The organism is Micromonospora sp. WMMD1120 (assembly GCF_029626235.1).
In the GTDB taxonomy this organism is placed as follows: domain Bacteria; phylum Actinomycetota; class Actinomycetes; order Mycobacteriales; family Micromonosporaceae; genus Micromonospora.
Window position 1 is genome coordinate 2,599,352 of record NZ_JARUBO010000005.1, and the last position, 13,447, is coordinate 2,612,798.

At 74.0% G+C, this 13,447-nt stretch carries 11 protein-coding genes; 7 read left to right on the plus strand and 4 right to left on the minus strand.

The features are described 5' to 3' along the window. Window positions 1-10: 10 nt before the first annotated feature. On the minus strand, window positions 11-571 hold the full coding sequence (locus O7634_RS12300; protein WP_278150268.1) for a GNAT family N-acetyltransferase: 561 nt from the start codon (window positions 569-571) through the stop codon (window positions 11-13). Between the two features lie 81 nt (window positions 572-652). Here O7634_RS12300 and O7634_RS12305 point away from each other — a divergent pair, with 81 nt between their 5' ends. From O7634_RS12305 to O7634_RS12335, 7 genes are all read left to right on the plus strand, one after another. After that, a complete protein-coding gene (locus tag O7634_RS12305; protein WP_278150269.1) occupies window positions 653-1,363 on the plus strand; it encodes a siderophore-interacting protein in 711 nt (236 codons plus the stop codon). Continuing rightward, on the plus strand, window positions 1,360-2,607 hold the full coding sequence (locus O7634_RS12310; RefSeq protein ID WP_278150270.1) for an MFS transporter: 1,248 nt from the start codon (window positions 1,360-1,362) through the stop codon (window positions 2,605-2,607). The genes O7634_RS12305 and O7634_RS12310 overlap by 4 nt, the downstream gene beginning before the upstream one ends. A 24-nt stretch (window positions 2,608-2,631) precedes the next feature. Then, window positions 2,632-3,795 carry a siderophore biosynthesis protein gene (locus tag O7634_RS12315; RefSeq protein ID WP_278150271.1) on the plus strand — a complete coding sequence of 388 codons (1,164 nt, stop codon included), beginning with the start codon at window positions 2,632-2,634 and terminating at the stop codon, window positions 3,793-3,795. Continuing rightward, a complete protein-coding gene (locus tag O7634_RS12320; protein ID WP_278150272.1) occupies window positions 3,792-5,417 on the plus strand; it encodes an IucA/IucC family siderophore biosynthesis protein in 1,626 nt (541 codons plus the stop codon). Before O7634_RS12315 ends, O7634_RS12320 begins: the two co-directional genes overlap by 4 nt. After that, a complete protein-coding gene (locus O7634_RS12325; protein ID WP_278150273.1) occupies window positions 5,414-7,006 on the plus strand; it encodes an IucA/IucC family protein in 1,593 nt (530 codons plus the stop codon). Before O7634_RS12320 ends, O7634_RS12325 begins: the two co-directional genes overlap by 4 nt. Next, complete coding sequence (locus O7634_RS12330; protein ID WP_278150274.1) at window positions 7,003-8,148, plus strand: alanine racemase; 1,146 nt, start codon at window positions 7,003-7,005, stop codon at window positions 8,146-8,148. Before O7634_RS12325 ends, O7634_RS12330 begins: the two co-directional genes overlap by 4 nt. A gap of 224 nt (window positions 8,149-8,372) precedes the next feature. Continuing rightward, a complete protein-coding gene (locus tag O7634_RS12335; protein WP_278150275.1) occupies window positions 8,373-9,659 on the plus strand; it encodes a cellulose binding domain-containing protein in 1,287 nt (428 codons plus the stop codon). A 58-nt stretch (window positions 9,660-9,717) separates the two neighbouring features. Here the strand turns inward: O7634_RS12335 and O7634_RS12340 are convergent, their stop codons facing one another. From O7634_RS12340 to O7634_RS12350, 3 genes are read right to left on the minus strand one after another with little or no spacing between them, the layout of a single operon-like run. Continuing rightward, the gene (locus O7634_RS12340) at window positions 9,718-10,920 is read right to left on the minus strand and encodes a cytochrome P450 (protein WP_278150276.1); all 1,203 of its coding nucleotides are present in this window, start codon (window positions 10,918-10,920) and stop codon (window positions 9,718-9,720) included. Beyond that, complete coding sequence (dapF, locus tag O7634_RS12345; protein ID WP_278150277.1) at window positions 10,913-11,707, minus strand: diaminopimelate epimerase; 795 nt, start codon at window positions 11,705-11,707, stop codon at window positions 10,913-10,915. The genes O7634_RS12340 and dapF overlap by 8 nt, the downstream gene beginning before the upstream one ends. Beyond that, a complete protein-coding gene (locus tag O7634_RS12350; RefSeq protein ID WP_278150278.1) occupies window positions 11,700-13,424 on the minus strand; it encodes a non-ribosomal peptide synthetase in 1,725 nt (574 codons plus the stop codon). The genes dapF and O7634_RS12350 overlap by 8 nt, the downstream gene beginning before the upstream one ends. Window positions 13,425-13,447: the final 23 nt, after the last annotated feature.

A 13,447-nucleotide genomic window follows, 5' to 3' on the forward strand; every position in this document is an offset into this window, starting at 1 on the left:
ACCGCGGCGGTCAGGCCGGCGTCGGGTGCCGCGCGATGAACCGGGCCCGGGTCAGGAACGCGAGTTGGGCACGCTTGTCCGGCATGTCGATCTCGGTGTCGAAGGTGAAGCCCTCGATCTCCAGCCGCCGGAGGGCGAGGTGGTTGCGGACGTCCGGCTCCACCACGATCCGCTGCGCGGCCGGGTCGCGGAACAGGAAGCGGGCCAGGGCGGGGCCGACGGCGTTGGTGAGGCCACGGGCGACGCGCCGGTCCGGGCTGAGCAGCAGGTGCATGCCGATGTCGCCGGGCTGGACCGGATAGCGCTCGCCGACCGGGTCCGCCTCGGGCTGGTAGGTCTGGAAGAGCCCGACCGGCTCCTCGTCGAGCACGATCAGGTACGCGTGGTGCGTCGGCAGGCTGTCCACGAAGGCGTAGATCTCGCGGACCTGGTCCACGCTGTGCTCGCCCATTCCCCAGAACGAGTTGCGGGGGCGGGTGACCCAGCCGTGCAGGAGCGCGGCGTGCCGGTCGGGGTCCACGGGCACCAACGACAGGTCACCGAGACCGGCGATCTTCTCCAGGTACGTCATCGGGTGCTGTCCTCTGTTCCATCCGGGGCGCGACTTAGGTTACCCTCCCCTAATTAAGGATGACCTTACTCGGAGGGGTGCGTGAAACGGAACTGGGAGGCCCTGGTCCTCAAGGCCATGGGCGGCCGGGACTTTCGGTTGACCGTGTTGAGCACCGAGTCCATCGACGGGCACTACCAGCGGCTCCGGATGGACGGGGGCGGCCTGCTGGAGGCGTGCGGGGTGCACCCGACGATGTGGATTCGGCTCTGGTTCGACAACGACGGGCGGGCGCACCAGCGCGCGTACACGTTGGTGGACCCGGACCCGGCGACCGGTCGCTTCACCCTCGAGTTCGCCATCCACGACGGCTGCGCCGCCCGCTGGGCCACCACGGCCCAGGTCGGCGACACCATCGGCGCGACAGTTCAGGGCAGCGCCTTCGAGTTGCCCGACCCCGCGCCCGAACACCTCTATCTCATCGGTGACGCGGCGTCCCTGCCCGCTGTCAACAGCCTGCTCGACGCCGGCGCCGACATTCCGGCGACGGTCTGGCTGGAGTACGCCCACGAGGGCGAGAAGGCGCTCGCCCCGCGCGCCCGCGCGCACCACCAGGTCACCTGGGTGCCCCGACAGGACGCGGGGCAACACCTCGTCGACACGGTCTGCGCCGCCCTGCCGACCAGCGGCGCCGGCCACTACTGGGTGGCCTGCGAGGCGGCCACCACCCGGGGTCTCACCCGGCACATCCGCCGGACGCTCGGCGTCGACAAGGAACGGGTCACGTCCCTCGGCTACTGGAAAGCCGCATGAAGGGCCGGCTCGGCACGCTGACGGCGCTGTACGTCACCCAGTACCTCGGCGTCGGCTTCATCACCGTCGGGCTCACCGCCATCCTGCGCGACGGCGGCACCTCCCTGGACACCCTGGCGCTGTTGCAGATCGTCGGTCTGATCTGGCCCGTCAAGTTCCTCTGGGCGCCGCTCCTCGACCGGTACGGCTCGCGGCACCGCGGCCACTACCGGTCCTGGCTGCTCGTGCTCCAGAGCGCCCTGGTGCTCGCCCTGCTGGCGCTGCTGCCGTTCGCCAACCCGGCCGACGCGCTGGGCCCGATCGTCGCGATCTGCGCCGCGTACGTCTTCTTCTCCGCCACCCAGGACATCGCCGTGGACGCCGTGGCGGTCCGGATGCTCGCCGACTCGGCCCGGGGCACCGGCAACGGCATCCAGGTCGCCGCGAGCTACCTGGGCAACCTGCTCGGCGGCGGTGCCTGCGTGCTGGTCTACGACCGGTTCGGCTGGGCGGCGGCGATCGGCCTGCTGGCCGCCATGACGGCTGTCGGCCTGCTGGTGGTGTGGCGCTTCCGCGAGCCGCCGCGCACCGATCGGGTGGCCGGGATCGGCAGCGCCTACCGGGCGCTGCTGTCGGTGTTCGGCCAGCCCGGCTGCCGGTGGTGGACGTTCGGTGTGGTGCCGCTGGTCTACGTGGGCGCGGGCATGGCGTACGCCCTGGTGACGCCGGCCCTTGTCGACGCGGGCTGGTCACTGGGTCGGATCGGCGTCGTCACCGGCGTGGTGACCAGCGCCCCGGCCATCGTGGCGGGTCTGGTCGCCGGCCTCGGGGTCGGGCGGTTCGGGCGCGGCGGAGTGCTCGTGGTCGGCGGCGTCGCCCTCACGGTGTCCACGCTGCTGCTGCTGCCGTTGATGAACGGCAGTGCGCCGTTGGGCGCGACGGTCGCCGCGCTCTGCTGTTTCATGGTGGCCTACACGATCGCCAACGTCGTGCTCTACACCGTCAACATGGACTACTCGCGCCCCGACACCGGGGGCACCGACTTCACCGTCCTGTCGTCGTTCGGGCTGGTCTGCTCGTTCGTGGCGGCGTCCGTCGGTCTCGCCGCCGCCGACCGGGTCGGCTATTCGGCGGTAGCGGTCGCGGCCATCGTGCTGGTGGTGGCAGGGGTCGCTCTCGGCCTCGCCCACCAGCGGCGCTTCCCGCGCCGGCCGGCCCCGGCAGCCGAGCAGCCAGCGGTGCACGCCGTCGACGCCGTGGCGTGAGCGCGGTTGGTGACCGGAGGCGGCATGCGCCTGTACCTGACCGCGCTCAACCCCACCGACGCCGTCCTGGACGGGTTCCTCCCCGCTGCGGCGTCCCTGGGGCTGGCGGCCACCGTCCTGACCGACCGGCCCGGGGACTGGCCGGCGGACGCGCCGGTGACCGGGTGCGCGGTGCGCGACCCGGCCGCCGTGGTCGCGGCGTGCACCGGGGCGGTGGCGCTGCTGTCCAACAGCGACCACCTCCAGGAGGCCACCGCGATCGCCGCGCGACAGCTCGGTCTGCCCGGCAAGGACCCCGCCGCCGCGCGCCGCTGCAAGGACAAGGCGGCGGCGCGCCGGGTGATCGCCGACGCCGGGCTCGATCGGGTACGGGTGAGCACCGTCGACCCGGGCGCCGCGCCCGAGGCGCCCGCCGGGATCTTCCCGGCGGTGGTCAAGCCCCGGGCCGGGGTGGCCAGCGAGGACGCCTACCTGGTCTCCGACCACGCCGAACTGGTCGCCCGGGTCACCGAGATCCGCGGTCGGCGACCGGACGTGGCCCTGGTGGTCGAGGAGTATCTCGACGGCGAGCTGCGGACCTTCGAGACCCTCGGCGACGGCACGGCGCTCGCCTCGCTCGGCGGCTGGCGCACCGGCCTCGGTCCGCCGCCGACGTTCACCGAGGAGAACCTGTGCTGGTCACCCCCGACCGGGTCGACGGAGGCCGAGCTGCGGGCGCGGCTCGACGCGCTCGGGGTGGGCTTCGGCGCCTGCCACAGCGAGTACGTCGTCTCCGCCGGTCGGGTGCGGCTCATCGAGGTCAACTACCGCCTCATCGGTGACCGGATGGATCTGATCCTCGCCGAACTGCTCGGCGTGCCGTTGTTCGAGTACGTCATCCGGCTGCACCTCGGCGAACCGCTGTCCGCCCTCGACCTGCCGGCCACCGTCGACGGGTACGCCCACGTCGAGTACGTCTGCGCGGACCGCTCCGGCCGCCTCGCCGCCGCGCCGGGCCGGGTCGACGCGGTGCGTGGCGGTGTCCGGCTGGGCTGCCGCCCGCTGCGCGAGGTGGGTGTCACCGCCGAGCACACCGGTACGAACCGGGACTACCTCGCCGTGCTGCACGCGATCGGCCCGAACGAGGGCGCCGTCCGGCGGTCGTTGGCCGACTTCCGCGGCGACCTCCGGTGGACCATTGTCGAGTGAGTGACGACTGCGAGCGGGAGGTCTTCGCCCGGGTGCTCGACGCCCTGCTGCGCGAGGACCATCGCGGCCTGCTGAGCACCGGCCGGCCGGACGGGCCCGACTGGTGGCAGGCGCCGCACCCGGCCGGCCTGCTGCGCATCCCGGTCCGCGCGGACGGCTTCCAGCAGGCGGTTCGCAGCGCGGCGCCGCTGGTGCTGGTGGTCGGCGACGGCGGCACCCACCGGACGGACACCCTCGACGGCCTGTTGGCGCTGCTCGCTCCCCGCGACGACGCCGAGGCCGAGGCCGGCTGGCGGGCCTTCGGCGCGGAGTGTCGTGCCGACCTGCGCGCCCGGCGGCTCACCGTCCGGCACCGGTCACGCGCGTTCCGCGCGGTGGCCGCCGGCCGCGCACACACCCCGACGGGCCTGCCGGCGGCGGTCCTGGACGACGTTCTCGCCGCCCACCAGGGCCACCCGGTCTACCCCACCGACCGGTGCCGGCACGGCCTGCGCGACGACGACCTGCTCCGGTACGCCCCGGAGCACGCGCCCCGCTTCGCGCTGCGGTGGTACGCCGCGCCGGCCCGGGACGTCCGGCTCGCCGGTGCGTTCCCGTCGTGGTGGCCGACCGCTGCGCGCCCCGACCAGGTGCTGCTGCCGGCGCATCCGCTCACCGTGGCCCGTGACGGGCTGCCGGTGACGGACCTGCCGGCGACGCCGGTACGCCCCACCCTCTCCATGCGGACGGTGGCACTCGACGACGACCCGTACCTGCATCTCAAGCTGCCGCTGCCCACCGCGAGCCTCGGCGTCCGCAACCGGCGCACGCTGCGACCCGGCTCGTTGGCCGACGGCGCGGCGGTGGCCGCGCTGCTCGACCGGATCGCCGCCGCGGAACCCGCCTTCGCCGGCCGGGTCCGGCACGCCGACGAGAGCACCTGGGCGCACGTCGACGGCGACGAGCGACGCAGCGTGCTGCTCCGGCGGTACCCGGCCGACCTGGCCGGCTCCCACGTGGTGCCGGTCGCCGCACTCGCCGCCGCCGACCCGGCGGCCCGCACGGTCCTCGAACGGATCAGCCCGCACCGGCCGCTGGCGCTGCTCGGGTCCTATCTGGACCTGCTGCTCGACTGGCACGTCTTCCTCTGGCTCCGGCACGGGATCGCCCTGGAGGCGCACCCGCAGAACATCCACCTGCTGGTGCGCCCGGACGGCGAGGTCGGCCTGCTCTACAAGGACGACGACGGCGCCCGCCTCGACCCCCGGCACGGCGGCCCGGACGGGCTCGTCCTGGACGACGACCGGATGTGGACGAGCGACCCGGGGGAGCTGGCCGACGTGTTCGTCACCATCACCCTGCACCTGGCCGCAGCCGCGCCCCTGGTCGCGCTGGCCGCCCGAGGTCTGCCCGTGCCGTCCCCCGCCGAGGCGCTCACCCCCCGGCTCGTCGCCGCCCGCGACCGGTGGGGCGACGCGTCCGGGGTACGGCTGTTCACCGAGCGGGTGCTGGCGGCTGAACACCTGCCCGTCAAGGCGATGCTGACCGCCGGCACCCTGCTGCCCAAGCAGCGGTTGGGCTGCGCGGACATCAACAAGTACTACCGGCGTACCGGCCCGAACTACCTGCGGGAGACACGATGACGAGCCTGCGGTTGCGGCCACGGCCGGCCACCGACCAGCTCGCCGACCTGGCCGCCGCCCACGCCGTGTTCGGTTGCCTGCTGCGCGAGCTGGCACCGACCGAGGACGTCGCGACGGTGGTCGACGGCGCGGTACGCCTGCCGTTGCCGCACCTGGACGTCGTCCTGCGCTGCGCGGTCACCCGGGCCTCGCCGCTCGGCGCGCACCGTTACGCCGGCCCCGTGCAGCGGTCGACGCGCGGCGGACGCTGGGCGGACCTGGACGTGGACGCCCTCGCCGATCTGGTCGCCGCGGAGCTCGCCGCCAGCACCGGCGTGCCGAACGACGAGTTCGTCGAGCAGGTCCAGGCCAGCCGCGACACCGTCGCCCGGCTGCTGGCCGACCGGCCGGCGGAGGATGCCGCGGCCACCGGCGATCCCGCCATCGACGCGTACGTCGACTCCGAGCAGTCACTCGTCCTGGGCCATCCACACCACCCCACCCCGAAGTGGCGCAGCGGTGACCCGGCGAGCTGGCGGGCGTACGCGCCGGAGCTGCGGACGTCGTTCCGGCTGCGCTGGCTCGCCGTACCGGACGAGCTCGCCGTGGACGCCGGGCCGTTCGACGCGCTGGTGGCCGCCCTCGACGCGCCCCGGCCTCCGCGCGGGCACCGCGTCCTGCCCGTGCACCCCTGGCAGCTGTCGATGCTCCCGCCGGCCGACCGGCGGCTGCGTGACCTGGGGGAGGGCGGGGTGCCGGTGCGACCGACCGCGAGCGTGCGGACCCTCTACGCTCCCGCCGCCGACCTCTTCGTCAAGACCAGCCTGCACGTGCGGATCACCAACTGCCTGCGCAAGAACGCCCGTTACGAGCTGACCGGCGCGGTGGCGCTGACCGACCTGCTGGCCGGGGTGCCGCTGCCGGACGGGGTGGGACTGCTCACCGAGCCCGCCTACCGCACCGTCGACGCCCCGGGGCCGGACGAGGCGTACGGGACGATCCTGCGCACCGGGCTGCGCCCGCATCTGCGCCCCGGCGACACCCCGTTGCTGGCGGCGGCGCTGGCCGCGGCGCCCCTGGTGACACCCGACCCGGTCGGCTGGTGGCGGGCGTACGTCGGGCTGCTGGCGCCGGCGGTGCTGCGCTGCTGGCTGCGCCACGGCGTCGTGCACGAGGCGCACCTCCAGAACGTGATCGTCGTCCTCGACGGCGACCGGCATCCGGTCCGCATGCTGCTGCGCGACCTGGAGGGTGTGAAGCTGGCCGCCGACCGGTGGACGGTCTGGCCGGAGGGCGTTCCGGAGCAGGTCCGCTACGACCCCCGGGCCGCCCGCCACCGGGTGGTCTACTGCCTGTTCGTCAACCACCTCGCCGCGATCAGCGGCGCCCTCGCCGACGCGCACCCCGGCATCGAACGACGGCTGTGGCAGGAGGCGCGGGAGGTCGTCGAGGCCGTGGCCGCCGACCTCGACGACCCGCCCGAGTTGCGCGCGCTGGTGCGTGGCGGGCCGCTGGTGGCCAAGGCGAACCTGCTGGTCCGCTGGCGGCGCGACGCGGATCGGGCCGCGCCCTTCGTGCCGGTGCCCAACCCGATGGGTGGCCCGCGGTGACCCGACCCGTCTACGTCCACGACCTCGACGCGCTGGCCGCGCACGCCACGGCCGTCCGGGCGGCGCTGCCCCCACCGGTCGAGCTGCTGTACGCGGTGAAGGCCAACCCGGACCCCGGTGTGCTGCGGACCCTCGCCCCGGTGGTCGACGGGTTCGAGGCGGCGAGCCTGGGGGAGCTGCGCCGGCTGGCCGAGGTGCTGCCGGGACGGCCGCCGGCCGCGTACGCCGGGCCGGGCAAGACCGACGCGGACCTGGCCGCCGCCCTCGCCGCCGGGGTGGGTCGCGTCCACGTGGAGTCGCCCGCCGAGCTGGCCCGGCTCGGCGCGCTGGCAAGCGCCGCCGGCCGGTCGGCGCCGGTGCTGCTGCGGGTGAACCTGCCCGTCGACGTGCCGGGCGCGAGCCTGGTCATGGGCGGTGGACCCAGCCCTTTCGGGATGGACCCGGCCGACGCGATCGCCGCCGCCCGTCGCCCGCCGGCCGGGATCGACGTCCGCGGCGTCCACGCCCACCTGGCCAGCGGGTTGGACGCGCCGCACGCCGCCACCGTCGCCGCCGCCGTGGTCCGGTGGGCGGTCACCGAGGTCGGCGCCGCAGAGGTCGACGTCGGCGGTGGCATGGGCGTCGACTACACCGACCCGGCGGCCCGGTTCGACTGGGCGGGTTACGGCCGGGCGCTGGCGGATCTCCTCGACACGTACCCGGGAGTGCGGCTGCGCGTCGAGCCGGGCCGGTCGATCACCGTCTACTGTGGTGCGTACCTCACCGAGGTGATCGACGTGAAGCGCTCCCACGGCGAGTGGTTCGCCGTGGTCGCCGGCGGCACCCACCACCTGCGGACCCCGGCGGCGAAGGGGCACGCGCAACCGTTCACCGTGGACCGACGGGCGGGCGCCACCGGCCCCCGCACCGACGGTGGGCCGGTCACCGTCGTCGGTCAGCTCTGCACTCCGAAGGACGTGCTGTCCCGATCCGCCACCGCCGGGCCGGTCGGCGTGGGCGACGTGCTGCTCTTCGAGATGGCCGGGGCGTACGCCTGGAACATCAGCCACCGGGATTTCCTGCTGCACGAGCCGCCGCTCTTCCGGACCGGTGACCCGCGGCGGGTGGCCGCCGAATGGGCCGCCCGACCGCTCGGAACGTGACCTCCGTGGGCCCGGACGACTCGGCCTGTTATCGATAACATGCTATCTTTCAGCCGGGAGCGCAGGGCACGCTCCCGGTCACAGCGACCAGTCGGCGAAGACGTGCCGCCGCACGCCCGCTCCCGCCGTTCCCCAGGTCGGTGATCCGTCCGGGCACCCCGTCGATGCCCGGCGACCACAACCGGTCGCCGGCCGACACAGCCCTACGGCAAGGAGCCCACCCAATGCTGAGACGCAGCTATCTCCTCCCATCCCTCGCGGCCGCGGCGCTTCTCCTCGCGGCCACCACCGGCGGCGCGTTGAGCGGCGGCTTCGGCGCGACAGCGGCGGCCGCCCCCATCGGCACCCTCGCGGCGACCGCCGGCTGTGGCAAGGCCCCCACGCTCACCAGCGGGACGCGCACGATCCAGAGCAGCGGGCAGAGCCGCACCTACAACCTCCGGGTCCCGGACGGGTACGACCGCAACCGGCCGTACCGACTGATCTTCGGCTTCCACTGGTTGAACGGCTCGGCCAACAACGTCACCTCGGCCGGCTACTACGGATTGCAGCCGCTGTCGAACAACAGCGCCATCTTCGTCGCGCCGCAGGGCCTCAACGCCGGCTGGGCCAACACCAACGGCCGGGACCTGACCCTCTTCGACGACATCCGCCAGCAGATCGAGAACGACCTCTGCGTGGACACGTCCCAGCGGTTCGCCCTGGGCTGGAGCTACGGCGGGGCGATGAGCTACGCGGTCGCCTGTGCCCGGCCCACCATCATCCGCGCGGTCACCGTCATCTCCGGCGCCAACCTCAGCGGATGCAACGGCGGCACCCAGCCGGTGGCGTACTTCGGCATCCACGGCACCTTCGACAGCGTGCTGAACATCTCCCAGGGGCGACAACTGCGCGACACGTTCGTCCGCAACAACGGGTGCACCGCGCAGAGCCCGCGCGAACCGAGCCGGGGCAGCCTCACCCACATCACCACCGCCTACTCGGGGTGCCGCGCCGGTTACCCGGTCCAGTGGGCGGCGTTCGACGGTGACCACACCCCCAGCCCGGTCGACGGGTCGGGCAGCCCCAACGACTCGCGGACGTGGACCTCGGGTGAGATCTGGCGGTTCTTCAGCCAGTTCGCGTCGACGACCCCGACCGACCCGCCCACGGACCCGCCGACCGACCCGCCCACCGACCCGCCCACCGACCCGCCGACCGGCCAGCCGGGCACCTGCGTCGCCACCTACCGGACGGTCAACACCTGGCCCGGCGGCTTCCAGGCCGAGGTGACGGTGGCCAACAACACCAGCACGGCGCTCAACGGCTGGACCGTGGGCCTGACCCTGGCCGGCGGCCAGGCCATCAGCAGCCTCTGGAGCGGCGTCAACACCGGCACGAGCGGTAGCGTCACCGTCCGCAACGCCGCCTACAACGGCGCGGTCGCCCCGAACGCGTCGACAACCTTCGGGTTCACCGCGACCGGCAACGGCGCGACCGCACCCAGCAACGTCACCTGCACCAGTCCCTGACCGAGCCGGGCCCGGAGCCGATCGGCTCCGGGCCCGCCGCCCACTGAGAAAAACGCCGTCAGCGCACCAGGCTGACCGGCAGCGACGAGCTGCCGGTCAGCGCGTTCGAGTAGATGGGCCTCGCCGGCCCGCAGGACTCGATGGCCGAGACGTTGGCGCGCAACACGTCGAGCATGGCGCCGAGTTCGGCCCGGGCCAGGAAGGCCCCCAGGCAGAAGTGCGGCCCGTAGCCGAGCGAGAGGTGCCGGTTGGGCGTACGCCCGATCAGGAAGCGCTCGGGCTCCGGGAAGACGGCCTCGTCGCGGTTGGCGGCGTTGTTCCAGACCGTCACTATCGATCCCGCCGCGATCCGCTCGCCGCCGATCGTGACGTCGGCGAGCGCGCGCCGCCCGAACGCCATGGCCGGCGAGGTGAAGCGCAGGATCTCCTCGGTCGCCGAGGCCACGCTCGCGGCGCCCTCGCGCAGCGCGCGCCACTGGTCCGGGAAGTCGTGGAACGCCTCGACCGCGCCGATCATCGACAGCCGGCTGGTCTCGTCGCCGCCCAGGATGAGGCTGTAACTGTTGAGGGCCACCTCCTGCTCGGTGAGCAGCGTCCCGTCGACGGGCGTGTTGGCCAGCGCGCTGATCACATCGTCCCGGGGCTCCTCACGGCGGTCCTGGGCGAGCGCGGCGAAGTAGTACAGGATGCTGATCCGGGCGTCGTACGACGCGTTCGCGAAGTCGCCGTCGTCGGTCGAGCTGAGCGCCTTCTTGTTCAGGTCCAGCAGCAGCGCGTGGTCGGACGGCGGCACGCCGAGCAGGTCGCAGATCGTCGCGATCGGCACCCGGTCGGCGAAGCGCTCCGCGAAGTCGACGGTCCCCGCGTCGATCAGCTCGTCCAGCAACGAGGCCGTCCGCTCGGCGAGCCGGTCCAGCACCGGGCGCAGCGCCCGCGGTGAGAACGACTCCAGGATGAGCTTGCGGATCGCCGTGTGCCGGGGGCCGTCGGTGACCACGAGCATCTGACCCGCGCCGGTGTCCTGACCGGCGAGCAGCGTCTGGAGGACGTTGCCCCGCTCCGAGGTGAAGTTCGTGTCGTCCCGGTAGACCCGCTTGACGTCCGCGTAGCGGGTGAGCACCCAGAAGCCCGGGTCGCCGGGATGCCGGTGCACCGGCCGCTCGGCGCGGAACCGTCGCCACATCGCGTACTGGTCGTACTCGATGAAGGTGGCCGGGTCGGTGAGGTCGATGGCCGTCAGGTCCGGCGGCACCTCACGCATGTCGGGCCACACCGAGGTCGGCGAGCAGGTCGGCGGCGAGCTGGCCGACGGCTGTCGCGCTGGCCCGGCCGGTCAGCCGCACCTCGTCGGCGACCTCCACCCGCACCGTGCCGCCGGGCATCCGCACCGAGACGACCGGGTCCACCAGCCCGCGCACCCGGGCGGCGACGGCCGCCGCGGCGGCGCCGGCCCCGGACGCGGGCGTGTACCCGGCGCCGCGCTCCCAGACCTCCGCGTCGAGCGTGTCCCGGCCCGGGACGGCCACGAACTCCACGTTGTGGCGCTGCTCGAAGCCGGGGTACGCGACGAGCAGCGGACCGAGCCGTCGGGCCGCCGACGGCGACCCGAAGGCGACACAGTGCGGCGTGCCGATATCCACTGTGGTCACGTCGACCACCGTCGCGTCGACGTCCAACCGCTGTGGGTCCCGGGCCCGGAACGGGCCGAGGGAGACCTGGACCGACAGGTCGTCGCCTATCCAGACGTCGGCGGGACCGGTGGCGGTGCGCACGGTGAGGTGGCCGGACGGCACGACCCCGGCCTCCCGCAGGTGCCGGGCCAGGATGATCAGACCGTTGCCGCTGCGACCGCACTCGCTGCCGTCGGCGTTGAAGATCCGTACAGCCGGCACGCCGTCGACCCAGGTGGGCAGCAGCACCCCGTCCGCGCCGACGCCCCGGCGCCGGTCGCAGACCAGCCGGGCGGCGTCGGCGGTACGCGGGAAGTCCGCCCGGTCCACGACGAGGTAGTCGTTGCCGAGCACGTGGTAGCTGGCGAAGTCAGCCACGGCCGGCCTCCCGGTCGACCAGCGTGCTCAGCTCCACGAGCGTGCTGTGCTCGAAGAACTGGCGCATGCTCACCTCGGCGTCGAACTCGGCGCTCAGTCGCGCGATGACCTGGAACATGGTGAGCGACTGGCCGCCCAGGTCGAAGAAGTCCTGGTCGCGCCCTGCCACCGGCACGCCGAGCACCTCGGTCCAGATCGTGGCGACCCGCTGCTCGGTGCCGGAGAGCGGGCCGTCGTCGCCCGCCGTGACGTCGGGCGGCTCCGGCAGGGCGGCGCGGTCCACCTTGCCGTTCTCGCCGAGTGGGAACCCGTCCAGCTCCACGAACCGCGCCGGCACGGCGGCCGACGACAGCCGCTCCGCGAGATGGCCGCGCAGGTCGGCGTGCGCGGGGGTGACCCCGGGCGCCGGCACGACGTAGCCGACCAGCGCGCCGTCGCGCGCCACCACCACCGCGGCGGCCACGTCGGGGTGCGCCGAGAGCGCCGCCGCGACCTCCGCGGGCTGCACCCGTACCCCGTTGATTTTGACCTGGTCGTCGAGGCGGCCGACGATCGACAGCGTGCCGTCCGGCGCCAGCCGTCCCAGGTCGCCGGTGCGGTACACCAGGTCGCCGGGGTCGTCGCGGAACGGGTTCGGCATGAACGTCGGCTCGCCGTGCAGGTACCCGGCGGTCAGGTGCGGGCTGCGGATCACCACCTCGCCGGTCTCCCCGCTGCCACACTGCCTGCCGTCCGGGCCGACCACCAACAACTGGACGTCGTCGATGGCGTGGCCCACCGGCTGGATGCCGTCCCCGGGGTCGGCCGGCACCTCGTACCAGGACTGGAGCACCGTCGCCTCGGTCACCCCGTACAGGTTGACGATCCGGCCGGTGAAGGTGGGGAAGACAGTGCGGAACCGGCGCACCAGCGCCGCCTGGAGTGGTTCGCCGGCGAGGCAGACCAGGCGCAGCGCCGACAGGTCCGGCACCGAGTCGCCGGCGGCCACGGCGTCCAACCAGGCGCCGAGCACACTCGGCACGGTCTGCGCCACGGTGATCCGCTCGTCGGCGAGCCAGTTGACGACGACGTCCGGGTGCGCGAACGGCGTGTCGACCGGCGGCAGACACAGCGTCCCACCGCCGAGCAGCACGGGCAGCACGTCCTTGAGCACGGCGTCGAAGCAGAGCGCGGCGACCTGGGCGACCCGGTCCTGCGGCCCGAAGTCGAGCGTCCGCTGCTCCCAGGACACGAAGTGCGCCAGCGAGCCGTGCCGCCCGAGGATGCCCTTCGGGCGGCCGGTCGTGCCCGACGTGAAGAAGACGTACGCCGGATCGTCGGCGCCCGGCGCGAGCGGCGCGCCCCCGGCGGCCGGCGGTGGCGGCGGCGTGACGAGGGTCTTCGCGCCGGCCTCGTCGAGCAGCGACTGCCGCCGCAGTGCGCTCTGGCCCGGGTCGAGCGGCAGCGCCACCGCGCCGGCGGCCAGCACGGCCAGGATCGTCACCACGGTCTCCGGGTCACGCCGGCCGTCGATGCCGACCACGTCGCCGGGCTGCACGCCCCGGGCGAGCAGACCCCCGGCGTACGCGTCGACCCGCGAGCCGAGTTCGGCGTAGCTCCACCGGGTGGGCCCGCGCTCGACCGCCGTGGCCTGCGGGGTCACGGCGATCCGGTCGGCGAGCAGGTCGAGGACCGTCCGGGTGGCCGCCGGTGGCGGCGGCGCGGTGGGATCAACCATGGGCTGCTCCAGAAGTCAGGGTG